We start from the raw sequence: 25,978 nt of genomic DNA, 5'->3' as shown, positions 1-25,978 counted from the left end.
TGGTCTCGAGAGCGGCTCAGGCCGCTAGCTGGCGGTCCAGGTGCAACGCTTTGACGAGGTCCAGCGCCCGGAACCGGGTGCCACCGGCGTCCGCCGGTCGGACCAGCCCGTGCAGTAGCAGACGGCGGACCAGCCGGGCGCACACAGCCGCCGGGACTCCCGTCAGCCGGATGACGTCGGTCATCGACCAGTCGGTGTCCAGCCCCGTGAGGCGCACCAGTACCGAGGTCCCGGTCGCGTCCAGGCCGCGGACCGCCTGGTCCAGCATCACTCGCAGCCCGGGCAGCCGGTCCTCGGTCAGCCCGAACGGGTCCGTCCGCACGGAGTCCAGGACCGCCGCCGGTTCGTAGACCAGGAACCAGCACGCAGCGGCTTCGAGCGCGGCCGGGATCCCGTCCAGCAGGCGGCAGAGCTCGGCCACCGTGGCCGCGGTGCCGCCGTCCAGCGCGAAACCGGGCTGGACCTGCCGGATCTCGCGCAGCAGGAACCGTACCGAGGGCACCGCCGCCAGTGCGGGGAGGTCGTCGATACCGGGCTCGGGCACCGCGAGCGGGGCGAGGGGGAAGACCCGTTCGCCTGCCAGCTCGAACGGGGTGTGCGCGGTGGCGAGGACCCGCAGGCGACGGCATTCGCGCAGGAGCGTGACCACCCGGTCGAGCCGCAGCGCCGCCGGTTCGTGCCCGTCCAGCACCAGCAGCGTCGGCCGGTCGCCGATCAGCACCGCGAGCTCGTCGGTGTCACCCGTCCCGGTGCGAAGCAGCGCCGCCAGTGGGTCCGCGAGTCGGTCCTGCTCGTCCGCCGCGGACGACCACAGCACGAACACCCCGTGCGATTCGTGGATCTCCGCCGCGATCTCCTGCGCCAACCGGCTCTTGCCGACCCCGCTGAGCCCGGTCACGGTCACCAGCCGGTGGCTGCCCGAGCCCAGCAGTTCGTGTACCAGCGAAACCTCGTCCTCCCGGCCCAGCAGCGCGTCCAGCGGCGCCGGCGGCGGCGCTGGCTCGCGGTCGTAGATGAGCCGCAGGTGGTCGGCCGTGGCGCGGCTGCCAGCCACGGACTCGAAATCGGCGCGTTCGCGGCCCCGCAGCCCGAGGCCGTCGGCGATCAGCCGCACGGTGTCGCGGCGCGGCCGGTGGGCCCGCCCGGACTCGAGATCCCGGATCGCCCGGATGCTCACCGTCGACAGATCCGCCAATTGTCGCTGGGTCGCACCGCGTTTGACGCGATGCGCCTTGAGTAGTTCGCCGAATTTCCGCTGCACGAATTGTCCATTCATGTCGCCGCCGATGTGACAGACCGGATCGGGGAGTCCGGATACGGTCCCGACCTGCGGACGAGCATCATGAGTGGCGCTATCACCAGGGCATCACGGGGCAACCATCGCGGTGATAACCCGGGGGATAGCGGTCGGATCATCTGGCGATAGCGGCGCGATGCCGCGCATTCCTAACGTTGGCGGAGCAAGCACGGAGAAGCCCACGGGGCACTGACAGAATTGAGAAAACCGGTGCGAATCCTTTCCACGATCAGCGCGGTCGCCGCAGTCGTTCTCCTCCCGGTCCTCGGCGCCACCACCGCCCAGGCCGCTCCGGCCGACACGCCGTGGTCCGCACCCGCCGACACCCCCTGGGCCGCCCCGCTCGACACCCCGTGGACGATCACCACCGCCACCGCCGACACTCCCTGGTGACGAGGTCAGCTCACCTCGGCAGCTCCTGCAGGGTCGCGAGGTCGGCCCGCATCCGGGTACCCGAGGTGGCTCCGCTGATCTGCTCCTGCACCTCCAGCGCTTCCAGGAGCAGCTGTTCGGCGCGCTCCCGCCTCCCCAGTTTGCCCTGCACCAGGCCGAGCCGGTGCAGGATGCGCGCCTCACCGACGAGGTCCCGGGCCGCCCGCGCCATTTCCAGCACTTCGGCCAGCACCTGCGCCGCTTCCTCGTGCCGGTACTGGCGCATCATCAGCTCGCTGAGCCGGTACCGCAGCTGGACCTCGACCCGCGGGGTGCCGGTCCGGAGGCAGATGCGCAACGCCTCCGTCAGCCGGGCACCGGCGGCTTCCTCATCCCCGCCGTCCAGCTCGATCTGCGCGATCCGGCCGAGGACGTACGCCTCACCGACCGGGTCGCCCGCCTCCCGGAACTCGGCCAGTGCCTGGTGGAACCGCGCCGACGCCGCCTGCTCGTCACCGCCGGCCTGATCGAGCAGGGCCAGGTTCCGACGGGCCATCGCCTTGCCGTGCGCGTCGCCAAGAGCGTCGAATGTGGTCAGCGCGGCGGTCAGCGGCGCGGTCGCGGCTTCCGGCTGTGCGCGGCTCAGGTGCATCGAGCCGAGCGAGCACAGCAAAGCGGCCTCGCCTCGCCGATTGCCCACCGCGCGCACTGCTTCCAGCGCTTGGCGATGGGTTCGTTCCCACTCGTCGAAGTAACAGCGGGTCTCGAAGAGTGCGACCAGGGTGACCGCCAGGTCCCAGGACCATTCGGCCAAAGTGGCCTCGGCGGTCAACGTGACGATCGAGCACAGGTTGTCGTGCTCGGCCTCGAGCCACACCAGCGGGTCCGCCAGGATCCGGTCGAGGTACGTGGCCGGTGGGAGCCAGCGGGGTGCCTGGCCGTGCAGCACGGTGAACTCGCCGCCGTAGATCCGGTTGTGCGCTTCGCGGGCGATCCCCAGCCAGCCCCCGGCCACCCGCCCGAGCGCCGCGTGCCGCCCGGCCACCTGCTCGTGCTCGTCGAGCTGCTCGCGGGCGAAGAGCCGGATGAGGTCGTGGAACTTGTAGCGCGGACTGCCGTCCTCCTCGACCGCGGAGACCTCCAGCATCTGGGCGTCCACCAGCCGTTCGAGCAGATCGGCCGCGTGGAACAGGTCGACCTCCAGCAGCGCCGCGGCGACCCAGGCGGGAAAACTCAGGCAGTCGAACGCGCTGAGCAGCCGAAGCAGACGCCGGACGTCGGGCTCCAAGCCGTCGTAGGTCAGTGCGAGGCTGGCCCGCACCATCATCTCGCCATGCGTGAGTTCGTCGAGCCGCCGCCGTTCGTTGGACAGCCGGTCCAGCATCCAGGCCAGCGACCAGCTCGGCCGCGCGGCGAGGCGGGCAGCCACGATCCGCAGCGCCAAGGGCAGTCCGCCGACCAGCCGGACCAACGCCTGCGCAGCGGCGGGCTCGGCGGCGACCCGGTCGTCGCCGATCATCGTGGCGAGCATCCCGATCGCCTGGGTGGTGTCGAGCACCTCGACGTCGAGCACGCCGGCGCCCGCCAGCCCGGTGAGCCGGGTCCGGCTGGTCACCAGCACGACGCTGCTGGAACTGCCGGGCAGCAGGGCCCGCACCTGTCTCTCGGAGCCCGCGTCGTCGAGCACCACCAGCATCCGCTTGCCCGCCAGCAGGTGCCGGTAGGTCTCGGCGCGTTCGTCGACGGAGTCCGGGATCGCCGCACCGGGCAGGCCGAGGGCACGCAGGAAGCGGCCGAGCACGTCCAGCGGGGTCGCCGGGTGGGCGCGGGTGCCCCCGAGGTCGCAGTACAGCTGACCGTCCGGATAGCGGCTTTCGGCCAGCCGGTGCGCGATGTGCAGGGCGAGTGCGGTCTTGCCGACGCCGGGCTTGCCAGCCAGCACCACCACCGGTGTCGCGCGTTTGCCCACACCGCCGAGCAGCAGCCGTTCGGCGTGGCCGATCAGGACGTCGCGGCCGGTGAAGTCGGCGATGTCGGTCGGCAGCTGGAACGGGACGACGGCGGGTGGTTCCGCGACGGGCGCGGGAGCCGGGCTCTGCTGCAGCCCGGAGTCACCGGCGAGAATCGCGGTCTCCAGCTGCCGCAGCTCGTCGCCCGGTTCGAGGCCGAGCTGCTCGACCAGCAGCTCGCGCCCGGCGCGGTAGGTCTCCAGCGCTTCGGCCTGCCGCCCGGAGCGGTACAGCGCCAGCATCAGCTGGCCACGCAGCCGCTCCCGCAGGGGATGGGCGGTGACCAGACCCGCGAGCTCGCCGATCAGCTGGTGGTGTCTACCGAGCCGGAGCCGGAGCTCGACGTAGGCCTCGACCGCGTTCAGGCGCTGTTCGTCGAGGTGGCTGGCCTTGGCCTCGAGCGTGCGGCTCGTGGTGCCGCTCAACGCCGGGCCGCGCCACAGCGCGATCGCCCGACCGAGCAGCTGCGCCGCCTCTTCGAGCGCGTTCTTGCTGGTCAGCTCGGCCGACTCGGCGACAAGCGTGGCGAAGGCGTCGGCGTCCAGCTGACTGTCGGCCACGAGCAGCACGTACCCGGGCCCCCTGGTCATGAGGTCGCCGGTGCCGCCGATGGTCGCCAGTGTGCCGCGCAGCCGTGAGACGCAGATCTGGACCTGCGTGCGCGCTGTCGCCGGGGGATCGCTGTACCAGATCGCCTCGATCAGCCGGTCCAGGCTGACCACCCGGTTGACGTCGAGCAGTAGCGCTCCGAGCACCGTCTGCTGCCGTCCCGGCGGAATACGGAGTTCACGACCGGCCGCGTCGCTGATCTCCAGCGGACCGAGGATCCGGTAAACGGGCTTGTCGCCGGACTGCCCGCTCGTCGAACTCACATTGTTCCTTAACGCTTACGCTCGGTGACTGTTGACATCGGCGTTACGTTTCACATCCCCGCCGACAACGAAGTCTGTCTTCTGGGCAGTCAGAAGCCCATAGTCCGAAAGTGTGAAAATATCGGCGAAGTCGGCATTTATACTTGCGCCGTTCGGCCTATTCGCGGCAAAACGCCCGACCGCGGTGACCTGCGGTTCCGCCCCGGACACGACGTCCACCCGGTGGACACCGACCTGGTAGTTCAACCACGTCGACCGGAACCGTTCGATGGCCGCGCGACCTTGGATCGGGGCGTGATCCGGGTAGTGCAAAACCGCTTCGGTCGCGAACAAGGAACCATAACCGTCGAAATCCCCGATCTCGAGATAGTGATAACTCAACCGCACGTGGTCGATTCCGGTCGCGACTACGAGCGCACTCGGTTCGCTATTCATCCCATTTTCTTCAGGCGCCATTCCCGGCGTCCCTTCACTGAGTTCGTCCCCTTTCCGGACAGCCCGCCACACCCGGCGATCGGGCCCGGTGCCGGCGGATTCCATTCAGTGTCACCGACCCCGCTTCCGGTCGGCTATCGGCGCGCTATCGCCCTCGGAAGTCAAGACCCGCGCGGCCGGGGCCGATCGCTCACCGCACCAAGGGCGACCTTCACCAGGCCAGGCCGAGGCAAAGCCCTTCGGTCACCTGGCTCTCCGGGCGCCCTCTAGAGTCGGGACATGGCGATCATTCCGGACACTTCGGGGTTCCGACCGGAGGGCGACGCGGTCTGGGCCGACCAGGCCAGCGGTGACCTGATGTCCGCGCACTTCTTCGACCTTGTCCCGACCCTGCCCGCGGGCCTGGGCGACCTCCCGCGATTGCGGTATGAGCTGGCCATGGAGACCGCCGAGGTCGGCGGGCTGGTCGAGGCGTTCGTGGTCACCCTCGACGGCGTGCCCGCGTTGCTGCAGGTCGTGAAGGTGCCCCTGCCGGACCGGCCCGGCCAGGTGGTCATCGCTTCGATCACGGTGCCCAAGGCCACTTCCAGCGCGGTGCTGAAGCTGATCGCGTTCGAGGGCCCGATGACGGGTGCCCGGGAGTCGCTGGTCGTCGCGGACACGATCCAGGAGACCGGGAGTATCGACGCGTTCTACGGCCCGCATCCCTACGCGCCACAGAGCCGGCCGAAGCTGCCTTGGATCCGTGCCGACGACCCGGCGCTCGACCCGCGCTTCCCGGATCACCCGCTCAGCCGTGCCCGGCGCTGGTTGCGGCACACGCTGGCCACCGCCCGGCTGGACCCGGAGTTCGCCGCGCTGCCGCCGTTCGGGACGCCGGTGTCGGTGTCGATCGGGTTGCCGATCGGGCCGTTCCTGCCACTGTGGACGGTGGACGAGAAAATGACGTTCTGGCGGTTGCGGGACGCCGACACGGCCCGTGCCCAGCTGGGGCGCGGCGGTGCTGACCGGCGCTCGATCAACCACACCGAGTCGTGCGAGGCGGCCTGGCTGCACCCCGCCCACGGTGTGCTCAGCCTGTCCACGAACCTGCCGCCCGTGCAGGTCGCGCCGGTCAGCGACGAGACGGCCTACACCAGCCTCACCTCAGCACAGATCATGGCGGCGTTCGACTGGATCGGCGAGCTGTCCGTGGCTTCGGCCGACCGGGCCGAGATGCTCATGGTGCGCACCGCCGCCACCGCAGACGGCGCGGACAAGTACGTGCTGATGTCGCTGCAGGTGGACAACGGCGACCGGGCGAACCCGTCGTGCGTCGTGGAGACCTCGCCGGTACCTGTCAGCGCGGAGCTCTGGGACACGGTGCCACCGCTGCCCACCCCTGACAGGGCAGGCTTCGCCCGGACCCGGAACGCCGACCAGGCGCGCGTCGACGCCAGGCTGACCCTGTCGGCAGTGCAGACCTGGGACGTACACCCATTCCGGCTGATGCTGTCGTACAAGCCGAATCCGGATCTGCGTTAGCGCCAGTCCAGCTCCGGGGCCACGTGGGTGAGGATGTTCTCCAGCACGTGGGCGTTGTAGTCGACGCCGAGCTGGTTGGGGATGGTCAGCAGCAGGGTGTCCGCGGCCTGGATGGCCTCGTCCTCCTTGAGCTGCCTCACCAGTTCGTCCGGTTCGGCGGCGTAGGACCGGCCGAAGATCGCCTGCGTGTTCTCGTCGATCATGCCGACCTGGTCCCGCGAGTTGCGGTCGCGGCCGAAGTAGGCGCGGTCCAGGTCGTTGGTCAGGGCGAAGATGCTCCGGCTGATCGACACCCGCGGCTCCCGGGTGTGCCCTGCCTCCTTCCACGCCTCGCGGTAGGCCTCGATTTGCTTGCGCTGCTGGACGTGCAGCGGCTCACCTGTCTCGTCGAACTTGAGCGTGGAGCTTTGCAGGTTCATCCCCAGCTTCGCGGCCCACGCTCCGGTCGCGTTCGACGCGGACCCCCACCAGACGCGCTCGCGCAGCCCCTCCGAGTACGGCTCGACACGCAAGAGACCCGGCGGGTTGGCGAACATCGGTTTCGGGTTCGGCTTCGCGAAGCCGTTGCCCTCGATCACCTGCAGGAAGTCCTCGGTGTGGCGGCGGGCCATGTCCGCGTCGGTTTCGCCGTCCGCGGGGGCGAACCCGAAGTACCGCCAGCCTTCGATCACCTGCTCGGGGGATCCCCGGCTGATGCCGAGCTGGAGCCTGCCGCCGGAGATGAGATCGGCGGCGCCGGCGTCTTCGGCCATGTACAGCGGGTTCTCATAGCGCATGTCGATCACGCCGGTGCCGATCTCGATCTTCGAGGTACGTGCGCCGATCGCCGCGAGCAACGGGAACGGGCTGCCCGCCTGCCGCGCGAAGTGGTGCACGCGGAAGTACGCACCGTCCACGCCCAGCTCCTCGGCGGCGACAGCCAGGTCGATGGACTGGTGCAGGAAGTCCGCGGCGGACCGGGTCTCGGAGTGCGCACCCGGCGACCAGTGGCCGAACGAGAGGAAGCCAATCTTTTTCACAGAAGCTGTAAGCGTCCGACTGAGGCATTTGATTCCGCCCGGTCCTGCGGCGGGTCCCTCTCAGGTTGTCGTCTGCGGAGCACGTGGGCTGGCGCTCCGCAGACGGCAACCGACGGGTCAGCGCCCCTGCTCGGCCCACCACTGCTGGCCGGCTTCGGGCAGGGTGGAGATCGGGTCGTAATAGGGGTAGTGGCGCTGCAAGGCCTCGGGGTCCTCGCGTTCGATGCCGGTGCGGTAGTTCTTCGTCCAGTACGAGATGCCCTTGACGCGGTCGTATTCGGCGAGCTGGTGGACCCACCGCTTCCCGACGTAGGGGACGTCGCAGACGATGCGCGGGGTGGCATACCCCGGCAGGTAGCCCATGATCGCGTGCTGTAGTTCCTGGGCTTCGTGCACGGAAACGCGCCAGTGCTCGGCGTTGGGGATCATGTCGCACATGTAGAAGTAGTACGGCAGGATGTTTGCCTCGCCCTGCAGCGCGAAGCAGAGGTCGAGCAGCTGGGCCGGGGTCGCGTTGACACCCTTCATCAGCACGCCCTGGTTCCGCACGTCCCGCACGCCGACGTCGAGCGCGGTCCTGGCCGCCTCCGCGACCAGCGGGGTGACGGACTGGGCGTGGTTGACGTGGGTGTGGATCGCCAGGTTCACCCCGCGACGCTGCGCGGTGACCGCGACGCGCTCCAGGCCTTCGACGATCTTCGGCTGCAGCCAGTGCTGGGGGAGCCCGGCGAGCGCCTTGGTGGCCAGGCGGATGTCACGGACGGTCTCGATGTCCATCAGGCGCATCAGGAACGACTCGAGCTGCGGCCAGGGCACGTTGGCCACGTCGCCGCCGGACACCACGACGTCCCGGACGCCCGGGGACTTCTTGAGGTAGTCGACCATCGCGTCCTGGCGGTCGACCGGCTTGAGGGCGAGCTTGTGCTTCTGGACCTGCTCGGTGGAGTTGCCGACGAGGTCCATGCGGGTGCAGTGGCCGCAGTACTGGGGGCAGGTGGAGATCATCTCGGCCAGCACCTTGGTCGGGTACCGGTGGGTGAGGCCCTCGACGACCCACATCTCCGCCTCGTGCAGCGAGTCCCGCTCCGAGTGCGGGTGGTTCGGCCAGGTGGCGTCACGGTCGCTGCGCACCGGCATCATGTAGCGCCGGATGGGGTCGGCGTAGAAGGCCTCGGTGTGCTTGTCCGGGTCCGTGCCCGCGGTGGGCGCCATCGTGTTGAGCATCTGCGGCGGCAGCAGCATCGACATCGTCGCCATGTCGCGCTGGTCGGCCAGCAGGTCCTCGTAGAACCGGTCCTCGAGCAGATCGCCCATCAGGGTGCGCAACTGCTTGACGTTGCGGACGCAGTGCACCCGCTGCCATTGGGCGTCGCGCCACTGGGCTTCGGTCACGTCGTGCCAGCCTGGGAACCGGCGCCAGTCGGGTTCGACCAGCTCGGTGCGGGCGTAGTCATAGGGCTGCTCGGCGGCGATAGCCGGCGAGGGAGACTCCTGGATCGCAGTCACATCTACTCCTCGTTGTCGGGAACACGTCAAAATATCCTGTCATAACGTTCTCACGGCGTAAATATTCTTGCATGCTCGAAGCTACTTTCGTCGGGACGAGGTAACTGCCGGGCCCGGCGCCGCCCGTCGGTCGTGTACAGAGAGGGACAGTCCGTCCGACTGGAGGAACCATGAAGTACGCGCTCCTGATCTGCACCGACCAGTCCGTCCGCATGACCGCGGACGAGGCCGCCGCCGAGGGCCGCGCGGTGGGTGCCTGGGACCGGGAGATGACCGACCGGGGAGTGCTCGTGCAGGCCCAGCGGCTGGCCATGGCGAGCGACGCCAGGTCCGTGCACGTGCACGACGACGAGGTCCTGCTCGCCGACGGCCCGTTCGCGGAGACGAAGGAGCAGATCGCCGGGTTCGTCGTGATCGAGTGCGCGAACCTCGACGAGGCGATCGCGGTGGCCGCCTCCAGCCCGCTCGCCAAGACCGGGACCATCGCGGTGCGGGCGTTCTGGCCGGACTGACCCGGCCACGGGACAGGCCCGCCGTCGGACGGCCCACGCCGCGCGGCACACTCAGGTGCGTGACGGACGAACACACCACGCTGCTGACCGGCGGCCGCATCTACACATCCGCCTCCCCGGACGCCACCGCGCTCGCGATCACCGGCGGCACGGTCGTCTGGGCGGGCCAGGACGCGCCCGCCCGCGCGCTGCACCCCGGCGCCGAGGTGATCGACCTCGACGGCGCGTTCGTCGCCCCCGCCTTCGTCGACGCGCACGTCCACGCCACCGCGACCGGCCTGCACCTCACCGGCCTCGACCTCACCACCCTGCGCGGCGCCGGCGTCCCGCCCCTGCCGAGACTCGACGCACCCGCACCCCGCTGCCTGCGCACCGTGCGCGCGGGCGAGGTCATCCACGACGACTTCACACCCGCCACTTAGAGTTGCCCGTGTGGCCGTGACCGTTGCAGACCCCGAACCCGCCGCCTCGCCGGAAACCCCGCGCAGACGCCGGTTCTCCCGGGCATGGCTGATCCGGTTCGTGGCGGCCGCCGCGTCCGGCTACCTGCTCTACCTCAGCTACGCGCCCCGCCCGCTGTGGTGGCTGGCGCCGGTGGCGTTCGCCGGACTCGGCCTGGTCCTGCACGGACGGCGCTTCCGGGGCGCGTTCGGCTACGGCTTCGTGTTCGGCGCGGCGTTCTTCCTGCCGCTGATCGTCTGGCTGCTCGACTTCCTCGGCCCCGACTTCGGCCCGGGCCCCTGGCTCGGCGTCACCCTCGTGATGGCGCTCTACCTCGGCCTCGCCGGGGGACTGGTCAGCGTCGTCGAGAAGCTCCCCGGCGCTCCACTGTGGATGGCCCTCGCCTTCATCGCGACCGAAACCCCCCGCGCCTGGATCCCGCTCGGCGGCTTTCCCTGGGGACGCGTCGGGTTCAGCCAGCCCGAAGGCGCGTTCCTGCCGCTGGCGTCGGTCGGCGGCGCGCCCCTGGTCGGCCTCGCCGTCGTGCTGACCGGCTTCGGCCTCACCAGGCTCGTCCTGCGGCTCACCGCCAAGGACTTCACCGTCCGCGCACTGGCCACCCCGGTCGCGTTCACCCTCGTGCCCGTCGTCGCCGGGCTCGCGCTGTGGCCCACCATCGGCACCGGCGCGCAGGACGGCTCGCTCACCGTCGCCACCGTCCAGGGCAACGCACCCGACATCGGGCTCGCCCTCGAAGGGCGACGCGACGTGCTGCGCGACAACCACCTCGCCGAGAGCGCCAAACTGCTCGCCGACATCCAGGCCGGGCGCGTGCCCAAGCCCGACCTGCTCATCTGGCCGGAGACCGCGGCCGCCTATCGCGGCGACGACCCCGGCATCGACCAGCTGGTGCACTCCTTCGGCGTCCCGGCCATCATCGGCGCCATCGTCGGCCAGCCCGGCAACACCGTCCAGAACTCCGCGGTGGTCTGGAGCCCGGCCACCGGACCGGGGCAGCGCTACGCCAAGCAGCAGCTGGTCCCGTTCGGCGAGTACGTCCCCGCCCGGGACCTCGCCCGGCTGGTCACCCCGTTCGTCGACAACACCACCGACATGATCCCCGGCGACGGCGCCAACTCCGCGCTCAGCGTCGCGGGCACCAAGGTCGGCGTGTTCATCTGCTACGAAACCGCCTACGACTACCCCGCGCGCGAATCCGTGGACAAGGGCGCCGAACTGCTCGTCGTGCCCACCAACAACGCCTGGTACGGCCCGGGGGAGATGAGCTACCAGCAGCTCGCGATGTCGCGGCTGCGCGCGGTGGAGCACAGCCGCGCCGTCGTGGTCTCCGCCACCAGCGGTGTCAGCGCCATCGTCGCCCCCGATGGAACGATCACCAGGTCAACAGACCTTTTCACCGCGGCGTCGCTGGTCGAACGCGTGCCGCTGAGGCAGCAGACTACGCTGTCGGATCGACTCGGTATGTGGACGGAGTACGGCCTGCTCGCGCTGGCACTGGCAGGGGTGCTGGCGGGGACCGTGCTCCGTTTTCGTACGCGGCGCACCTGCGCCGGCAAGGCAGCGAACGAAGCGGCGGGCTGACCCGCCTGACTCGGAGGACACGGATGGTGCAGGCGCCGCGGGGGGCCCAGGGAATCGAACCGGTGCTGGTGGTGATCCCGACCTACAACGAGCGGGAGAACCTCGGCCCGCTCCTGGAGCGCTTGCACAAGGCACTCCCCGAAGTGAGCGTGCTCGTCGTCGACGACGGCAGCCCGGACGGCACCGGTGAGCTCGCCGACGAGCTCGCCAAGGCCAACGAGCGCATCAACGTGATGCACCGCACCGAGAAGGCCGGGCTGGGCGCGGCCTACGTCGCCGGGTTCCGCTGGGCGCTGGCCAGGGAGTACGCCACCATCGTCGAGATGGACGCCGACGGCTCCCACGCCCCGGAGGACCTGCCCCGCGTCCTCGACGCCCTGGAGGACGCGGACCTGTCCATCGGCTCGCGCTACGTCCCCGGCGGCAGCGTGGTGAACTGGCCCAAGCGCCGCGAGATCCTTTCCCGCGGCGGCGGCTTCTACTCCCGCGTCGCGCTGGGCATCAAGGTCCGCGACATCACCGCGGGCTTCCGCGCCTACCGGCGCGAAGTCCTCGAGAAGCTCGACCTCGACGTCATCGCCTCACACGGCTACTGCTTCCAGATCGACCTGACCCGGCACACCGTCGACGCCGGGTTCGAGATCGTCGAGGTGCCCATCACCTTCACCGAGCGCGTCATCGGCGAATCGAAGATGAGCGGCTCGATCGTGCGCGAAGCGTTCCTGCGCGTCGGCGTCTGGGGCCTCAAGCGCCGCTGGGCCCGCCTCCGCAAGCTCGTCAAGCGCGGCTGAGCGACTCCTCACCTCGAACTGCCCCTGAAGGCCACCATCACGGCGTAATACGCCGTGATGGTGGCCTTCAGGGGCTTGAGAAGGGAACCTTGACGACGTGAAGCCCTGGATGGTCGCCCGGGTCCTGTTCAACCCGCCGGACGAGTCCGGCGTGCGGAGCCCCGCACTCACCCGGCTCGGTTTCTGGCGCTCGGCACTGGGACTGGCCACGGTCGCCGTCGTCGGCCTCAGCTACGGCAAAAGTCCCTACGACAGCGCCAAGGACAACAGCCTCGACGTAGTCGTCAACGCGGGCATGAGCGTCGTGGTGATGCTCGTCTGCATCCTCGGCATCTACCTCGTCACCCGACGCGGACAGCGCCGCACGCTGGTCCGAGGGACCGGCCGCATGCTGCGCAACCTGGTCCTCGTGCTGTTCACCGTGGTCACGCCGGTGGCGCTCATCAACCTGACCGCCACCGCCGGGAACCCGGCCGCGACCGTGTGGATCGCGCTCATCCTGACCGTCTGCGGCCCCCTGCCCTGCCTGGCGCTGGCCTACCCTGCTCAGCGGGACCGGCTGACCCCCACGGCGCTCCGGCGATACCGGATCGCCCTCGCCCTGAGCGTCGTGATGACCGTCGTGCTCATCACCCTGATCCTCGCCGATGTCCACACCGACGTCGGCACCGCGAGACTGCTCACCGCCTTGTCCGGTGTCCTGCAGGCCACCTGGTGGCTGCTCTACCTGCCCTGCGCGATCTACTGGACGGCGCGCACCGTCATGTGGGTCGGCGAAGTCCACCCGATGCTGGCCCCCATCGGAGCCACCCTGCTCGTCGCGGTCGTCCTCACCAGCAAGCTCACCGCCTACAAGCCCGACCAGGTCCCCTTCGACGTCTGGCTGCCGATGTCCCTCACGGGGCTCGTGACGACCTTCGTCGTGGCGGCGTTCGAGATCCGCCATCTCCGCCGCAGCGGAGTCCGCCTCAGGAACGGCGTATAGCACCCGCCGCCCTGCCTGAACTGCCTCTGAAGGCCACCATGACGGCGTCTAACGCCGTCATGGTGGCCTTCAGAGGCACCGAAGCGGTCCGGCGGTGGCCGTCGGCCGGGCCCCTACCAGATCCAGGCCGCCATCAACGCCGTCCACAGCGACGCCCGACCGCAGCCGACACGCAGTGGGATCAGCTCGTGCAGCTCTACGACCAGCTCCTGGCCCGCACCCCGACCCCCATCGTGGCACTCAACCGCGCGGTCGCCGTCGCCGAGGTCCAAGGACCGGCCGTGGCACTCGCCCTCGGCGGCTACCACCTGTTCCACGCGATCCGCGCCGACCTGCTCCGCCGCCTCGGCCGGGACGCCGACGCCGCGAAGGCCTACGGCCAGGCGCTCGCTCGCGGGCACCGAGAACCCCGCCGAGCGCGACCTGCTCTCTCGCCGCCGCCAGCGGCTCACCGGCGCCTGAAGACAGCGAAAGGCCCCCGTGGAGGGAGGTCACGGGGGCCTTTCGATCTATGGTGGGAGCCAGCTACGGCGCCGCTACCCAGGTTCAGGCGGACCGGGTGGTCCGACGTCCCTTGAGTTCGGCGAGACGTTCGTTGAGCAGATCCTCAAGCTCGGGGATGGAACGCCGCTCAAGCAGCATGTCCCAGTGGGTCCTCGGGGGCTTGACCTTCTTCTGCTCGGGCTGCCCGCCGTCAACGATCTCGGATTCGCTGCCGTGCAGCCTGCACTCCCACACCGAGGGGATCTCGGCGTCGTCGGAGAAAGGCACCTCGAACTCGTGGTTCTTCGGGCAGGCGTAGCGCACGGTGCGCCGTGGGGCGAGGTCGTGATTGCGGTCGGTCTCGTAGCTGACCGCTCCCAGCCGGCTTCCACGGAGAACACGGTCGGCCATGATGGGTCCTTTCAGTCAGCTCCGGGTGGAGCCAGGGCGATGCTCACCCTATGCAACGACCGAGGATCCCGCAGGATTCCCGGTACACCATGTCGTTGCTCACGATGAGCTGCGTCACCCAACGGCGACAGCTTCCACCAGTAGGAGGTGTTTCGCCGTCCGGCATGACGCGGATACAGCCATCTTCGTGCGGATATCCCCCGATCGGGCTACTGACATCAGCTCAGGTAAGGCGTAACTGACCGTGATGAGCGGTCACCGGGCCCAAATCACCCAAACGGAAGTGGCGTCGGCACAATACCTGGTAACGCACCGTAGTAAAGTCAGCATCTATCCGTGGTGCCGGTGAATTTTCAACCTTAGCGGGCTCCGTATCCGCCACCACCACGGTGTCACCAGCCCGCAACACCTCACCATCGCGCACCCTCGCGTTGAACCGGCCGGACAACCCACACCAGCACAGCACCTCGACCTGCACCGGCTGCACCTCGTCCGCCAGCTCGAACAACCGAGCCGCACCCGGGAACAACCGGCTCCGGAAGTCCGTCGCGATCCCGAAGCAGTACACGTCGATCTGCACCTCGTCAGCCAACTCGGCCAGCTGATCCACCTGCGCGGGGGAGAGGAACTGCGCCTCGTCGACGATCACATAGTCCACGTGCTGCCCGGCCGCCCACTGCTGCCGCACCAGCACCCGCACATCCGTGTCCGCCCCGACCTCCACCGCCCGCCTCGTGATCCCGATCCGGCTGCTGATCTGCGGCTCACCGGACCGGTCATGCCGCACCAGCACCAGCCCGCGCCGACCCTGCCGCGCGTGGTTGTGATCGATCTGCAACGCCAGCGTCGACTTCCCGCAGTCCATCGGGCCATAACAGAACTTCAACCGGCCCACGACCGGCGTACTGCGCCGCGAACCCGCCATCGGCACCGCGGACAACGCGTCGGTGGGATCCGGCCCACTCCCGTTCAGCACAGTCACGACGATCGAGCCTATCGGCAGCTCACAGAACGGCCGGGGGACGGTTGCCCGCAGCCTCGATCGCCCGCCGCACCGGCACCAGCCAGACGAACACCAGGCCGAGCACGAAGAACACCACCAGCGCCACGATCGCCAACCGGAACGACCCCGTCGCCTGCCCGACCCCGGCGAACACCAGCGGCCCCAGCCACGACGTCCCCTTCTCACCCACCACGTACAACGAGTAGTACTGCGCGTCCTTCCCCGCCGGGATCATCTGACTGAACAACGACCGCGACAGCGCATTCGTGCCCCCGAGCACCAGCCCGATCCCGATCGCCACCGCGTAGAACTGCAACGGCCGCCCCGCCTGTACGAAGTACGCCGAACCGATCACCAGGATCCACAACGCCAGACTCCCCAGGATCGTCCGCTTCGCCCCGAACCGCCGCGCCACCAGCCCGTGCAGCGTGCCCCCGGCGTACGCCACGAACTGGATCACCAGCACAGTGACGATCAACACCTCGTCACTGAACTTCAACTCGTCCTTGCCGTACTGCGCCGACACCGACACCACCGTCGTGATCCCGTCGGTGAACACCAGATAGCTGCCAAGGAACGCCAGCGTCAGCGGATACGCCTTCGCCGCCGCCACCGTCTTCCGCAGCTCCGCGAACCCCGCCGTCAACACCGACAGACCCCGCTCCACCGCCACCGGCACCTGAGTCCGGGGGAGTGCCCGCACCACCGGGATCGTGAACAGCAGCCACCAGATCCCCGAAGTCAGGAAGCAAATCCGCACCGCCGTGCCCTGGCTCACCCCCAGCGCGTCCCGCCCGAGGTAGAACGTCAGCTGCAACGCCAGCGCCAGCCCGCCACCCAGATACCCGAACGCCCAGCCCCGAGCCGACACCGCGTCCCGCTCGTCCGGCCCGGCGATGTCCACCAGGAACGAGTAGTAGATCACCAGCGACGCGCCGTACCCGATGTTCGCGACGATGAACAACGCCGCCCCGAGCTGCCAGTTCCCGCCCGCCATGAAGAACATCAACGCCGTCGCCACCGCGCCCAGCACGGCGAACCCGCCCAGGATGCGCCGCTTGTGCCTGCTCCGGTCCGCCACCGCACCCGCGATCGGCAGCACCAGCACCTGCACCACCGTCGCCACCGAAAGCAAATAGCCCCACACCGAACCCGCCGGAAAATGCAGCCCGAACAACGACACGTCGCAGTTCTGCAGTTTGTTCTCGACCCCGGCCGGATCGGCACACGGCGTGTCCCCATTACGGGTGATATCCGACTTCGCCTGCACGGCCGCCACCGAGCTCATATAGAGCGCACCGAACACCGTCGTCACCGACGAATAGAACGGCGAGTTGGCCCAGTCGTAGAGGTACCAACCACGCCGCTCCCGCTTCGTGTCGCGGATCTCGGCCACCGTCATGCACAGCTCCTCCGTCGGAGAACATCCAGGTCAGCGCGCACAGTAGTGGCGCACGGCCAGCCCGCGCCGCGACATCGCCGGACCGTTTTCAATTCGTGGCGCACCACCGCGGACAACCTCCCGCACCACGAATTACCGGCGTGTCATTCACCGGATCCACCGATGTTTCATGTGAGGCTGGTGGTCATGGTGTGACTCTTGTGGTTAACGAGGCGCGTACTTACTGTGCATCCCATGAAGCCGTCCCGCCTCCGCACCGCCTGCAGAATCGTGACGAGAGTGCTCCTGCTCGCCGTCACGCTCACCGGCCTGCAGCTCATCACCACCGGTTCGGCTTCCGCGGATCCCGCCGGCACCACCTGGGCCAAACTCCGCATGTGCGAATCCAGCGGCCGCTACGCCACCAACACCGGCAACGGCTACTTCGGCGCCTACCAGTTCGACCTGCCCACCTGGCGCAGCGTCGGCGGCCAGGGCAGGCCAGACCAGGCCGCTCCCGCCGAACAAGACCACCGCGCGCTCTACCTCTACCGCATGCGCGGCTGGCAGCCCTGGCAGTGCGCCGGCATGCTCGGCCTCAGCAACGACGCCGACGCCCGCAGCAAACGCGCCCCCACCTACACCGAATCCGCCTACATGGGCGGCGGCGGCCTGCCCGCCCCGCCGAAGCCCAGCCCCAAGCCGCCGCCACCCGCGCCGCCCGGCACCAAACCCGCCTGGCCCGGCGTCGTCTACGCCTACGGTGACTGCGCGCCCGCCCTCAAGACCTTCCAGCTCCGCATGAACGCCTTCGGCTACGGCTTCACCGGCACCGGCTGCTACTACGAGAAGACCCGCGACGCCGTCCTCGCCCTGCAACGCGCGAACGCCATCAACGACTCAGGCAGGCTCGGCCCGCAGACCTGGACCGCCGCCTGGGAAGGCAAGCCGCCCCGCTAGGCCAGACACGGCCTAAACCGCCGCTTCCCAGGCACCCCGCTCGATCAGCACCGCACGCAGCAGGTCGGGCCGGTCGGTCACGATGCCGTGCACACCCAGATCCAGCAGCTCCCGCATCTCGGTGGGATCGTCGATCGTCCAGGTGTGCACCTCGACCCCGGCCCGGCCCGCGGCCCTGACGAACGCCCGGTCCACCACCGTCAACCGGCCCTGCCGGACCGGGACCTGCGCCATCGAACCCCGCGCGAGCGAACCCAGCGGCAACAGCGGCAGCCAGGCCTGCGCCCGCAACGCCGCCACCGACAGCGGACCCATCGCCGTCACCAGCCCCGGACCGGCCAGCCGCCGGATCTTCGCCAGCCGCGAATCGGAGAACGAAGCCGCCGCGACCCGCTCGCCCGCGTCCATCCGCCGCACGACACGCACGAACGGCTCGATCGCCGAATCCGCCTTCACATCGATGTTGAACCGCGTCCCCGGCAACTCCTCGAGCACGTCCTCCAGCCGGGACAGCGGTTCACGCCCACCGACCTTGAGGTGCCGGATCTGCGCCCACGTCTGCGCGGCGATCGCACCGCCGCCGTCGGTCGTGCGGTCCAGCCGCTCATCGTGGTGCACCACGACCACCCCGTCGGACGTGGCGTGCACGTCGGTCTCCACGTACCGGTAGCCCTCCTCGGCCGCGCGCCGGAAAGCGGCGAGGGAGTTCTCCATGCCCGCCAGGTCGTCGAGGTGCCAGCCCCGGTGGGCGAGCGCACGGGGAAGGGAACCGGCCAGATACGGCGAGTGAGTCGACACCTCACCAGTGTGCACTTCCGGCATGGCCCCGACGTAAGCGAGCGGTGTCCGGCTAGGGTCGCCCCCGTGAGCGATGTGGCCCAGCACGCCAAGCCGACCGAAGACCTCACCGGTCTGCGCCGTCCAGCCCCGCCGAAGCACTGCGGATGGTGCGGGCGACGCCTCCCGGAAGCAGGCAACGTCGGCCGCCGCAGACGGTACTGCGGGCAGTCCTGCCGCCAGCGCGCCTACGAACGCCGCACCGCCCTGCAGCGCAGCGGCCTGCCCGAAGACGCCGTCGTGCTCAGCGACACCGAGATCGCCTCCCTGCAGGACAGGCTGTTCCAGCTGCGCTGCGCCGCCGAAGACGTCGTCACCGCCGCGGACGACGGCGCCGGGCCCGCCGAACTTCGTCGCCTCGCCGACGAGATCGCCCAGGCCGCGAAGGACCTCGAGCAGCTCAGGTAGGCGGCCCGGCACCAGGCTCGCCCGCGATGACGTCCAGCGCCCGGTACGTCCGATTGCTCGCAGCCGCCGCGCGTTGCTCCCTGCCGGTTGCCTCGATGTAGTTCTGGCTGGTCGCGAGGCTGGCGTGGCCGAGCAGGGTCATGATCTCCGACGCCGTCGCGCCGTCCTCGGCCAGCCGGGTCGCGAAAGTGTGGCGCAGGGCGTGCAGATTCGCCCCGACGGGAACACGGTCGTGCAGCCCGGCCCACCGGTAGCACGACTTCACCAGGTACTCGAGCCCGCCGCGGCCGATCGGTTCGCCGGCGCGGTCGCGAAGCAGGGGAGTGGAGGGCCCGAATCGCTGGTGGGCGAACCGGCGGCGGCAGGACGCCAGGTAGGTCTCGATGATCTTCTCCATGATCGGCTGCACCGGGATCGATCGGTCCCGGCTGCCCTTGCCGTGGACATGCAACCGCATCTCGCCGGGCCTGCCGACGAGTGACCGCGCTGTCAGCGTCCGCATCTCGGCCGCCCGCAGCCCGGCGACCAGCCCAAGCGCGATCACGAGTACGTCTCGCTCCGGCCAGGGATCCCGCGCGCGCCGGGCGCCGTTCGCTGCCGCCGCGAGCAGTTCCTCGGGCGTTTCTTCCCCGCGCAGCGGCTTGGGTGTCAGCGGTGGCGCCTTGGGCCGGGCCACCGCGCCCATCGGATTCCCCGCGAGCAGGCCGTCGGACACGCAGAAGGTGAGGAACTGGTTCCAGGTCGACCAGGCCCGCAACACGGAGCTCTTGGCATGGTCGTCGGCGAACGCGCCGAAGGCGGCCCGCAGCGTGCGCGCGGTGAGATCCTGCACGCTGAGCTCGGGCAGCGGACGGCCGATTTCCCGGACCAGGAGAGTGGTGATGCCCGCCAGATCCCGACGGTAGGCGTCGGTGGTGTGAGGGGAGTCCTTACGGGGACGACGTGCGGCGAAGAAGGCCAGCTGGGCCTCGGAAACCCTCATGTGGATCTTGTACCCTACGGCACCGACAGTCTTGCGCGTAGGTCACTCTGTGAACACCCGGTTGTAACGTCCGGTAATTAGATGTAGAGTCATGCATAATTGCCATTATGCATGAAATGTCTGGATCGCCCGGTTAGCCTACCTCGGGGGATCCGCTTTCTCCACGGGTCTCCTCGAGGCCTTCAAGACGCTTTCGATGTCCCGTTTGGCCATCTCGAACGCTGCTCACGTTGCCTCGGCGGCCCGAGTGGCAGGTTCCGACTATGGGTGCCTGATCCGAGACGCCTGATGACTGGCGGCTGATCGGCATTGTTCTCCGCGGCTTTCCTGATCCGCTGACTCGCCCTCAATTCGTCACTGTGACGTTTTAGGATCGAGCAAAGGGGGCGTCCGACCCTTGCTGGGGAACACTGTCTCCGTCAAAGCCGAGCTCGGGACACCTTGGCGTCCAGAGGAACCGACCGGGCGCGCTGGACGCCAGCCGAGCGCGACGCGACGACATCGACGGCTGCGTACGTCGCGAACCCTGGTCCCAAGGCCTCATCGGGCCACTCTCGGCCTGTTCTCCCAGGTCATTTCAAGTGCCGATAATGTACATTATGTCAAGTTGTCGTCTGAGGCTCACTCTCGCAGCGCGTGATTGATCCGCGCCGCCTGCCGGGTCAGGTGGTCACGTTCGGCGAAGTTGGGTGCGGAGCTCGCGGCCTCGGCGTACAACCTCGCCGCCGTCAGCAGATCGCCCGCCTTCTCGTGGAGGTGAGCCGACACGGCGGTGTGGCGAGGCAGATCGGTGTCCACAGTGGACAGGGCGGCGAGGCCCGCGACGGCGCCATCGGCCTCGCCGACCGCGACGGCCCGGTTGAGCTGCACGACCGGGCTGCCGGTGAGCCGGAGCAGCTCGTCGTACCAGCCGACGATCTGGACCCAGTCGGTCTCCCCGGCGCGCGGCGCGTCGGCGTGCAGAGCGGCGATGGCGGCCTGGGCCTGGAACTCCCCCAGCCGGTCGCGAGCCAGCGCTGTCTGCAGGACATCGACGCCCTCGGCGATGAGCGCGGTGTTCCAGCGGGATCGGTCCTGCTCGGCCAGTGAAACCAGGCTGCCGTCGCGCCTGGTCCGCGCCTGGCGTCGGGCGTGGTGCAGCAGCATCAACGCCAGCAGCCCCGCGGTCTCCTCGTCCTCGGTCATCGACGCCAGCTGGCGGGTGAGCCGGATCGCCTCGGCTGCCAGGTCGACGTCGCCGGTGTAGCCCTCGTTGAAGACCAGGTAGAGCACCCGCAGCACGGTCGCCAGGTCGCCGGGCTCCTCGAACCGCACGGCACCGACCGTCCGTTTGGCTCGGCTGATCCGCTGCGCCATGGTCGCCTCCGGCACGAGGTAGGCCTGGGCGATCTGCCGGGTGGTTAAGCCACCGACGGCCCGCAGCGTGAGGGCCACCGCGGACGCCGGGGTCAGGGACGGATGGGCGCACAGGAAGAAGAGGTGCAAGGTGTCGTCCGCGGTCTCGGCCGGCCCTGGCGGCGGCTCGACCTCGACCCGCTGCTCCCGGTCGCGACGCGCCGCTTCGGAGCGGTGGGCGTCGAGGAACTTGCGCCAGGCGACCGTGACCAGCCAGCCCTTGGGGTCGGCGGGTTGCCCGCCCGGCCAGGTCAGCGCGGCCTGGATGAGTGCTTCCTGCACGGCGTCCTCGGCCGTCGCGAAGTCGACCCCGCGATGCACGAGGACGCCGATCACCGCGGGAGTCAGCTGCCTCAGCAGCAGTTCGTCCATCACCTGGGCTGCCCTGGCCGGTCCGGTCACTCGGTGACCGTCGGTTGTGCGCTCAGGAACGGCCGCACCTCGAGCCACTCGTGGATCGGCTTGCCGCCTGCTCCGGGGGCGGCCGACAGTTCGCCGGCGAGCGCGAGCGCGCGTTCGTAGGTGTCGACGTCGATCACCATCCAGCCGGCGATGAGGTCCTTGGTCTCGGCGAAGGGCCCGTCGGTGACCGGCGGGCGGCCCTCCCCGTCGGACCGGACGAACGTGCCCTCGGACGAGAGCGCCTGGCTGTCGACGAACTCACCGGTGCCCTCGAGGCGGGTGGCGAAGTCGGCCATGTACTGCACATGGTCCTTGATCTCCCCCGGGGTCCACTGGTCCATCGGGACCTCGTTGACGGCCTCGGGGGCGCCGCGGTAGTGCTTGAGAAGCAGGTACTTCGCCATGCCTGGTCTCCTTGGTGTGGTGCGGCCATGATGGCCGCGTCTGCCCCTGGGACGGAGCAGCCAGGCCGGTCTCGACATCGTCGGCCATATTTTCTTTGAGCATCTCCGGACACAGCTCCCCCGGCGGTGCTGACCAGCATTAGGCGCTGACGAAGGTCACGTCCTTGGTCTCGGTGACTCCGGCGGTGCGGCCGGGTGCGGTGTGGTATTGCCAGTAGAGGTTCGTGTGCGTGATGACCTTGTCCGGCGGTGGTGCGCCCCAGGAGCTCAGGTCCTCGGTGGTGTGCGCGTCGCCGACGAGGGTCACGTCGTAGCCCCGCGCGAAGGCGCCGTGGATCGTGGCGCGGATGCAGGCGTCCGTCTGTGCTCCGGCCACGACCAGGTGCCCGACTCCCCTGTCCGCCAGCAGCTCGGCCAGCTCGGTGTCCTCGAAGGAGTCGCCGAACGTCTTGTGCACCAGCGGTTCCGTCTCCTGGCGGGTCAGCTCGGGGATGTACTCCCAGGCGGTACTCCCCTCTTCGACCTGGTCGCCTGAGTGCTGGATCCAGACGATCCCGGCTCCCTCCTCGCGGGCCTTGTCGACGAGCGTGGCGATGTTGGCGACGACGGTGTCCCGCTCGTGTGTCCCGGCCATCACGCCGTTCTGGACGTCGATCACCAGCAACGCGGTGTGGGGTCGGTTCGGCAGGGTGGTCATGACGTTCTCCTCAGCTGGTCGGACGGCATGGGCACCACGTTAGGCCGTGGCACCGACAATCCGGGCGCGGTGGACACGATGCGGGGTCCGGGCGATCATCGTGCACATCCGTTGCAGGCAGGAGGGCCCCATGCGCGCCAAACACATTGTGACCAATCTTCGAGTGGCCGACATTGAAGCAGCGAAGGGCTTCTACTCCGGCTATCTCGGGCTGAGCACTGAGGAATTCAACATGGGATGGGTGGCCCGTTACACCTCTCCCGAAACCGGGGTGAACGTCCAGCTCGTCACGCGTGACGCGAGCGCGCCTGAAGACTCGGCCATTTCCGTCCTCACGGATGATGTCGAAGGTGCTTATGAGGAAGCTCAGAAAGTCGGCTACGAGATCGTGCACCCCCTGACCACCGAGCCATGGGGTGTGCGCCGGTTCTTCGTCCGAGCACCGGACGGCACCGTAATCAACATCGCCAAACATCGAGACTGAAGCAGTCACGCCTCTTGGGTACGATCTCTCCGGGGAAGACAAAGGACTCTCCCGCTGGGGAGAACGAACCGGGGGTATTCGCGAGATGACCGAGAGCGCCGCTGTGCGGGTAGATCCGTCCAACGCCGGGCAGTTGGATGCCTGGGATGGTGCTCAGGGCGAGGTGTGGGCCGCTCGAGCGGAGCGTATCGACGACGGGGTCGCTGCCTATCGTGAACACTTCCTTGCCGCGGCGGCGATCGACTCGGCCGCGAACGTGCTCGATATCGGCTGCGGGAGCGGGCAGACGACCCGTGACGCCGCGCGGCACGCTGCCGCCGGTTCGGCGCTGGGCGTCGACCTCTCCTCCCCCATGCTCGACCTGGCGCGGGTGCTGGCGGCGAAGGAGCAGGTGCCGAACGCGACGTTCCGGCAGGCCGACGTTCAGATCGAGCCGTTCGCGGACGGGTCGTTCGACGTCGCCATCAGCAGGCATGGGGCGATGTTCTTCGGCGACGAGCGGGCCGCGTTCACGAATATCGCGCGGGCGCTGCGTCCCGGCGGCGGGCTTGCGCTGCTGACCTGGCAGTCTTTCCAGCGCAACGAATGGCTCCGCGCGTTCCGGGCGGCGTTCGCTGGCGGTCGTGAGCTGCCCCCGCCGGCGAAGCCGTTTGCGCTGAGCGACCCGGACCAGGTGCGGGACTTGCTCACCTCGGCCGGATTCACGCGGGTGCGGGTGCTGGATCGGACCGAGCCGATGTATTTCGGCCGGGACGTCGATGACGCGTTCGACTTCGTGTGCGATCAGCACGGCGGGTTGATGAAGGGTTTGGACGCTGATGGCCGGGCCAGGGCGCTCGACGCGTTGCGAGTCACCTTGTCCGAGCATGAGACGGACAAGGGTGTGCTGTACGAGTCGGCGGCGTGGGTCATTGAGGCTCGGCGCGGCTGACGCGGTTTGGGGATCAAGGGCACGGGCGAAGGTGCCGTTGATCCCCAGCCGGGTGCACGGGTCGCCGCGGCTGGGTTAGGCCTCGGCGGCGGGGTTCAGGACGCTGAGGTAGTGCGCGTTGTACATGATGCCGAGGATGTTGCCGAACGGGTCGACGACGGACGCGGTGACGAAGCCAGGCCCGCGTTCGGTGGGGGCGTCGTGTTCCTTGGCCCCCAGGGAAAGCAGCTTCTCGTAACCGGCCTTGACGTCGTCGACGTGCCAGTAGAGGACGGCGCCGGCGGGTTTGGCGGCCGTGTCGTGCGGGGCCCATTTGCTGTCGATCAGGCCGAGTTCGTGCTGGTAGTCGCCGATGCGGAACTCGGCGTAGGCCGGTGGGCCGATCTCGGGGCGGACGAAGTACGGGTCGACGCCGAGTAGTTCGGTGTACCAGGTTATGGCCGCGGCCAGGTCGTCTGCGTAGAAGCTGACGGTGGTGAGTCCTCGCAACATTTCGGGATCCTCTCGTGGTGGCTGGACAAGGACCAGTCTTCCCTGGAAAGTGCTCATCAACTGAGCACTTTGTTTGCGAGGCTGAGGACATGCGCGCTGATCGGCTGGTGGCCACCTTGTTGCTGATGCAGTCCCGCGGGCGAGTGACCGCGGCCGAGGTGGCCGAGGAGCTCGAGGTGTCCGTGGCGACGGCCCGTCGTGACCTCGAAGCGCTGTCCACGGCCGGTGTCCCGGTGTATCCGCAGCCGGGGCGTGGTGGCGGGTGGTCGTTGCTGGGTGGCGCCAGGACGGATCTCAGTGGGCTGACCGCGACCGAGGCGCAGGCGTTGTTCCTGCTGGTCGGGCCTGCGGCTTCGGTCTCACCGGAAGTGAAGGCGGCGCTGCGCAAGCTGGTGCGGGCCCTGCCTGGCACGTTTCGTGCCGATGCGGAGGCCGCGGCCAGTGCGGTCGTCGTGGATTCGGCGCGCTGGGGTGCGCGGGACAGCGAACGGTCCGAGGTGGTGGTGCTCCTGCAGACGGCTGTCGTCCGGCGCCGGAAGGTCCGGCTGACTTATGCGAACAGGGCGCATGAGCGGTCGGAGCGGCTGGTCGATCCGCTGGGCCTGGTCGACAAGGACGACGTCTGGTACCTGGTGGCCGGTACGGACGGCGGGCAGCGGACGTTCCGGGTCGATCGGATGATCGAGGCGGTCGTGACGGATCTGGTGGCCGAGCGGCCTGCCGAGTTCGAGTTGTCGGAGGCGTGGGGTCGGGTCGTGGAGGACGTGGAGCAACGACGTGGGCTGCTGTCGGCGACGATTCTGATCGAGGCCAGGTTCGTCCGCGTCCTCCGTTCGCAGTACGGGCGGCACTGCGAGGTCGTGGGGACGCTGGAGGATGGGCGGGCGAGGGTGCGCCTCGCCGCACCGGCGGCGTTCATGATCGCGCAGCATCTCGCGGGCTGGGGTGCGCTGGTCGAGGTCGTGGAGCCGGAAGCGGTGCGGGCCGAACTCGCGAGGATCGGTGCGGAGCTCGCGCAGCGCTATCCGACCTGAGCGTTTGCCGGGAACCCGACGGCGTCCATGCCTCGCGGCTGGGCGTTGTTCGGTTGCGCGGCACGGCTCCGATCGGCGCGTCGCCGCAGTGACCACCTGAGCTTACTGTGACAACGGCACGTCAGCGCATGGTGATGACCAGCTTTCCCGTGGTGCGGCCGGTCTCCCTGGATGTGGGCCTTAGCTTGTTGTTTAACCAGGTGGTGTCTGGTGGGGGCCCCGGTTGGTCATGGGTGAGGCCCTTGGTTGATCATTCCTTCTTGCTACAGACGGAAGATCGACCAAGGGCCTCAGTTGATCAGTGTGCAC

At 69.1% G+C, this 25,978-nt stretch carries 25 protein-coding genes and 2 pseudogenes; 13 read left to right on the top strand and 14 right to left on the bottom strand.

Annotated features, from left to right (window positions below):
• Positions 1 to 16 precede the first annotated feature (16 nt).
• A complete protein-coding gene (locus QMK34_RS23730) occupies positions 17 to 1,261 on the bottom strand; it encodes a helix-turn-helix domain-containing protein (protein ID WP_326416479.1) in 1,245 nt (414 codons plus the stop codon).
• A 246-nt stretch (positions 1,262 to 1,507) separates the two neighbouring features.
• Here QMK34_RS23730 and QMK34_RS23725 point away from each other — a divergent pair, with 246 nt between their 5' ends.
• Positions 1,508 to 1,690, top strand: coding sequence for a hypothetical protein (locus tag QMK34_RS23725; RefSeq protein ID WP_326416477.1), 183 nt, complete (start codon positions 1,508 to 1,510; stop codon positions 1,688 to 1,690).
• Positions 1,691 to 1,700: 10 nt separating this feature from the next.
• Here QMK34_RS23725 and QMK34_RS23720 read toward each other — a convergent pair whose 3' ends face one another.
• Both QMK34_RS23720 and QMK34_RS23715 read right to left on the bottom strand, forming a co-directional pair.
• Positions 1,701 to 4,550 carry an AfsR/SARP family transcriptional regulator gene (locus tag QMK34_RS23720; protein WP_326416475.1) on the bottom strand — a complete coding sequence of 950 codons (2,850 nt, stop codon included), beginning with the start codon at positions 4,548 to 4,550 and terminating at the stop codon, positions 1,701 to 1,703.
• A 15-nt stretch (positions 4,551 to 4,565) separates the two neighbouring features.
• Complete coding sequence (locus QMK34_RS23715; RefSeq protein WP_326416473.1) at positions 4,566 to 5,090, bottom strand: nuclear transport factor 2 family protein; 525 nt, start codon at positions 5,088 to 5,090, stop codon at positions 4,566 to 4,568.
• A 174-nt stretch (positions 5,091 to 5,264) separates the two neighbouring features.
• Here QMK34_RS23715 and QMK34_RS23710 point away from each other — a divergent pair, with 174 nt between their 5' ends.
• Positions 5,265 to 6,509, top strand: coding sequence for a hypothetical protein (locus QMK34_RS23710; protein ID WP_326416472.1), 1,245 nt, complete (start codon positions 5,265 to 5,267; stop codon positions 6,507 to 6,509).
• Here the strand turns inward: QMK34_RS23710 and QMK34_RS23705 are convergent.
• Both QMK34_RS23705 and QMK34_RS23700 read right to left on the bottom strand, forming a co-directional pair.
• Positions 6,506 to 7,528 carry an LLM class flavin-dependent oxidoreductase gene (locus tag QMK34_RS23705; RefSeq protein ID WP_326416471.1) on the bottom strand — a complete coding sequence of 341 codons (1,023 nt, stop codon included), beginning with the start codon at positions 7,526 to 7,528 and terminating at the stop codon, positions 6,506 to 6,508. The two genes, QMK34_RS23710 and QMK34_RS23705, sit on opposite strands and share 4 nt — an antisense overlap.
• Before the next feature lie 117 nt (positions 7,529 to 7,645).
• Positions 7,646 to 9,034, bottom strand: a complete 1,389-nt coding sequence (locus tag QMK34_RS23700; RefSeq protein ID WP_326416469.1) for a KamA family radical SAM protein — start codon at positions 9,032 to 9,034, stop codon at positions 7,646 to 7,648.
• A 170-nt stretch (positions 9,035 to 9,204) separates the two neighbouring features.
• Between QMK34_RS23700 and QMK34_RS23695 the strand changes: the two genes are divergently transcribed.
• The 6 genes and pseudogenes from QMK34_RS23695 to QMK34_RS23670 all read left to right on the top strand — a co-directional run.
• On the top strand, positions 9,205 to 9,546 hold the full coding sequence (locus QMK34_RS23695) for a YciI family protein (RefSeq protein WP_326416468.1): 342 nt from the start codon (positions 9,205 to 9,207) through the stop codon (positions 9,544 to 9,546).
• A gap of 59 nt (positions 9,547 to 9,605) precedes the next feature.
• A pseudogene (locus tag QMK34_RS23690) lies at positions 9,606 to 9,866 on the top strand (amidohydrolase family protein); the annotation flags it as partial.
• 112 nt (positions 9,867 to 9,978) lie between these two features.
• Positions 9,979 to 11,589: an apolipoprotein N-acyltransferase gene (gene lnt / locus QMK34_RS23685; RefSeq protein ID WP_326416466.1), complete on the top strand. Its 1,611-nt coding sequence runs from the start codon at positions 9,979 to 9,981 to the stop codon at positions 11,587 to 11,589.
• Positions 11,590 to 11,612: 23 nt separating this feature from the next.
• Complete coding sequence (locus QMK34_RS23680) at positions 11,613 to 12,380, top strand: polyprenol monophosphomannose synthase (RefSeq protein WP_326416465.1); 768 nt, start codon at positions 11,613 to 11,615, stop codon at positions 12,378 to 12,380.
• A 97-nt stretch (positions 12,381 to 12,477) separates the two neighbouring features.
• On the top strand, positions 12,478 to 13,365 hold the full coding sequence (locus tag QMK34_RS23675) for a hypothetical protein (RefSeq protein WP_326416464.1): 888 nt from the start codon (positions 12,478 to 12,480) through the stop codon (positions 13,363 to 13,365).
• A 102-nt stretch (positions 13,366 to 13,467) separates the two neighbouring features.
• Positions 13,468 to 13,827, top strand: a pseudogene (locus QMK34_RS23670) (RNA polymerase sigma factor); the annotation flags it as partial.
• Between the two features lie 84 nt (positions 13,828 to 13,911).
• Here QMK34_RS23670 and QMK34_RS23665 read toward each other — a convergent pair.
• From QMK34_RS23665 to QMK34_RS23655, 3 genes are all read right to left on the bottom strand, one after another.
• Positions 13,912 to 14,259, bottom strand: a complete 348-nt coding sequence (locus QMK34_RS23665) for an RNA polymerase-binding protein RbpA (RefSeq protein WP_005151365.1) — start codon at positions 14,257 to 14,259, stop codon at positions 13,912 to 13,914.
• 223 nt (positions 14,260 to 14,482) lie between these two features.
• The gene (locus QMK34_RS23660) at positions 14,483 to 15,241 is read right to left on the bottom strand and encodes a thymidine kinase (protein WP_326416461.1); all 759 of its coding nucleotides are present in this window, start codon (positions 15,239 to 15,241) and stop codon (positions 14,483 to 14,485) included.
• 22 nt (positions 15,242 to 15,263) lie between these two features.
• On the bottom strand, positions 15,264 to 16,664 hold the full coding sequence (locus QMK34_RS23655; protein WP_326416459.1) for an MFS transporter: 1,401 nt from the start codon (positions 16,662 to 16,664) through the stop codon (positions 15,264 to 15,266).
• A gap of 270 nt (positions 16,665 to 16,934) precedes the next feature.
• Between QMK34_RS23655 and QMK34_RS23650 the strand changes: the two genes are divergently transcribed.
• Positions 16,935 to 17,603 (top strand): transglycosylase family protein, encoded by a 669-nt coding sequence (locus QMK34_RS23650; RefSeq protein ID WP_326416457.1) that lies wholly within the window; start codon positions 16,935 to 16,937, stop codon positions 17,601 to 17,603.
• 12 nt (positions 17,604 to 17,615) lie between these two features.
• Here the strand turns inward: QMK34_RS23650 and QMK34_RS23645 are convergent, their stop codons facing one another.
• On the bottom strand, positions 17,616 to 18,425 hold the full coding sequence (locus QMK34_RS23645) for a glycerophosphodiester phosphodiesterase (RefSeq protein ID WP_442785196.1): 810 nt from the start codon (positions 18,423 to 18,425) through the stop codon (positions 17,616 to 17,618).
• A gap of 42 nt (positions 18,426 to 18,467) precedes the next feature.
• Between QMK34_RS23645 and QMK34_RS23640 the strand changes: the two genes are divergently transcribed.
• Positions 18,468 to 18,848 (top strand): hypothetical protein, encoded by a 381-nt coding sequence (locus QMK34_RS23640; protein WP_326416454.1) that lies wholly within the window; start codon positions 18,468 to 18,470, stop codon positions 18,846 to 18,848.
• On the opposite strand, the gene QMK34_RS23635 is transcribed toward QMK34_RS23640, so the two are convergent.
• From QMK34_RS23635 to QMK34_RS23620, 4 genes are all read right to left on the bottom strand, one after another.
• Complete coding sequence (locus QMK34_RS23635; protein ID WP_326416453.1) at positions 18,841 to 19,830, bottom strand: tyrosine-type recombinase/integrase; 990 nt, start codon at positions 19,828 to 19,830, stop codon at positions 18,841 to 18,843. The two genes, QMK34_RS23640 and QMK34_RS23635, sit on opposite strands and share 8 nt — an antisense overlap.
• 621 nt (positions 19,831 to 20,451) lie before the next feature.
• On the bottom strand, positions 20,452 to 21,597 hold the full coding sequence (locus tag QMK34_RS23630) for an RNA polymerase sigma factor (protein WP_326416513.1): 1,146 nt from the start codon (positions 21,595 to 21,597) through the stop codon (positions 20,452 to 20,454).
• Positions 21,598 to 21,623: 26 nt separating this feature from the next.
• The gene (locus tag QMK34_RS23625) at positions 21,624 to 22,031 is read right to left on the bottom strand and encodes a YciI family protein (protein WP_326416451.1); all 408 of its coding nucleotides are present in this window, start codon (positions 22,029 to 22,031) and stop codon (positions 21,624 to 21,626) included.
• A gap of 139 nt (positions 22,032 to 22,170) precedes the next feature.
• Positions 22,171 to 22,728, bottom strand: a complete 558-nt coding sequence (locus QMK34_RS23620; RefSeq protein ID WP_326416449.1) for a cysteine hydrolase family protein — start codon at positions 22,726 to 22,728, stop codon at positions 22,171 to 22,173.
• Positions 22,729 to 22,858: 130 nt separating this feature from the next.
• Here QMK34_RS23620 and QMK34_RS23615 point away from each other — a divergent pair, with 130 nt between their 5' ends.
• Together QMK34_RS23615 and QMK34_RS23610 are read left to right on the top strand one after the other, a co-directional pair.
• The gene (locus QMK34_RS23615) at positions 22,859 to 23,212 is read left to right on the top strand and encodes a VOC family protein (protein ID WP_326416448.1); all 354 of its coding nucleotides are present in this window, start codon (positions 22,859 to 22,861) and stop codon (positions 23,210 to 23,212) included.
• Positions 23,213 to 23,297: 85 nt separating this feature from the next.
• Positions 23,298 to 24,143 (top strand): class I SAM-dependent methyltransferase, encoded by an 846-nt coding sequence (locus tag QMK34_RS23610; RefSeq protein WP_326416446.1) that lies wholly within the window; start codon positions 23,298 to 23,300, stop codon positions 24,141 to 24,143.
• A 75-nt stretch (positions 24,144 to 24,218) separates the two neighbouring features.
• Here QMK34_RS23610 and QMK34_RS23605 read toward each other — a convergent pair whose 3' ends face one another.
• Positions 24,219 to 24,635 carry a VOC family protein gene (locus QMK34_RS23605; protein ID WP_326416444.1) on the bottom strand — a complete coding sequence of 139 codons (417 nt, stop codon included), beginning with the start codon at positions 24,633 to 24,635 and terminating at the stop codon, positions 24,219 to 24,221.
• A gap of 89 nt (positions 24,636 to 24,724) precedes the next feature.
• On the opposite strand from QMK34_RS23605, the gene QMK34_RS23600 reads away from it, so the two are divergent.
• Positions 24,725 to 25,669 carry a helix-turn-helix transcriptional regulator gene (locus QMK34_RS23600; RefSeq protein WP_326416442.1) on the top strand — a complete coding sequence of 315 codons (945 nt, stop codon included), beginning with the start codon at positions 24,725 to 24,727 and terminating at the stop codon, positions 25,667 to 25,669.
• Positions 25,670 to 25,978 lie beyond the last annotated feature (309 nt).

Source organism: Amycolatopsis sp. H20-H5 (genome assembly GCF_035828755.1).
Lineage (GTDB): Bacteria > Actinomycetota > Actinomycetes > Mycobacteriales > Pseudonocardiaceae > Amycolatopsis.
Note: the sequence above shows the minus strand (reverse complement) of the source record. Positions and strands in the feature narration are given on the sequence as shown.

Coding starts and splice junctions, on each gene's coding strand:
- QMK34_RS23665 (WP_005151365.1), bottom strand. CDS start 14,259: ATGGCCGACCGTGTTCTCCGTGGAAGCCGGCTGGGAGCGGTCAGCTAC.
- QMK34_RS23610 (WP_326416446.1), top strand. CDS start 23,298: ATGACCGAGAGCGCCGCTGTGCGGGTAGATCCGTCCAACGCCGGGCAG.
- QMK34_RS23630 (WP_326416513.1), bottom strand. CDS start 21,597: ATGGACGAACTGCTGCTGAGGCAGCTGACTCCCGCGGTGATCGGCGTC.
- QMK34_RS23710 (WP_326416472.1), top strand. CDS start 5,265: ATGGCGATCATTCCGGACACTTCGGGGTTCCGACCGGAGGGCGACGCG.
- QMK34_RS23605 (WP_326416444.1), bottom strand. CDS start 24,635: ATGTTGCGAGGACTCACCACCGTCAGCTTCTACGCAGACGACCTGGCC.
- QMK34_RS23600 (WP_326416442.1), top strand. CDS start 24,725: ATGCGCGCTGATCGGCTGGTGGCCACCTTGTTGCTGATGCAGTCCCGC.
- QMK34_RS23680 (WP_326416465.1), top strand. CDS start 11,613: ATGGTGCAGGCGCCGCGGGGGGCCCAGGGAATCGAACCGGTGCTGGTG.
- QMK34_RS23635 (WP_326416453.1), bottom strand. CDS start 19,830: ATGAGGGTTTCCGAGGCCCAGCTGGCCTTCTTCGCCGCACGTCGTCCC.
- QMK34_RS23715 (WP_326416473.1), bottom strand. CDS start 5,090: ATGGAATCCGCCGGCACCGGGCCCGATCGCCGGGTGTGGCGGGCTGTC.
- QMK34_RS23695 (WP_326416468.1), top strand. CDS start 9,205: ATGAAGTACGCGCTCCTGATCTGCACCGACCAGTCCGTCCGCATGACC.
- QMK34_RS23615 (WP_326416448.1), top strand. CDS start 22,859: ATGCGCGCCAAACACATTGTGACCAATCTTCGAGTGGCCGACATTGAA.
- QMK34_RS23620 (WP_326416449.1), bottom strand. CDS start 22,728: ATGACCACCCTGCCGAACCGACCCCACACCGCGTTGCTGGTGATCGAC.
- QMK34_RS23645 (WP_442785196.1), bottom strand. CDS start 18,425: ATGCCGGAAGTGCACACTGGTGAGGTGTCGACTCACTCGCCGTATCTG.
- QMK34_RS23625 (WP_326416451.1), bottom strand. CDS start 22,031: ATGGCGAAGTACCTGCTTCTCAAGCACTACCGCGGCGCCCCCGAGGCC.
- QMK34_RS23655 (WP_326416459.1), bottom strand. CDS start 16,664: ATGACGGTGGCCGAGATCCGCGACACGAAGCGGGAGCGGCGTGGTTGG.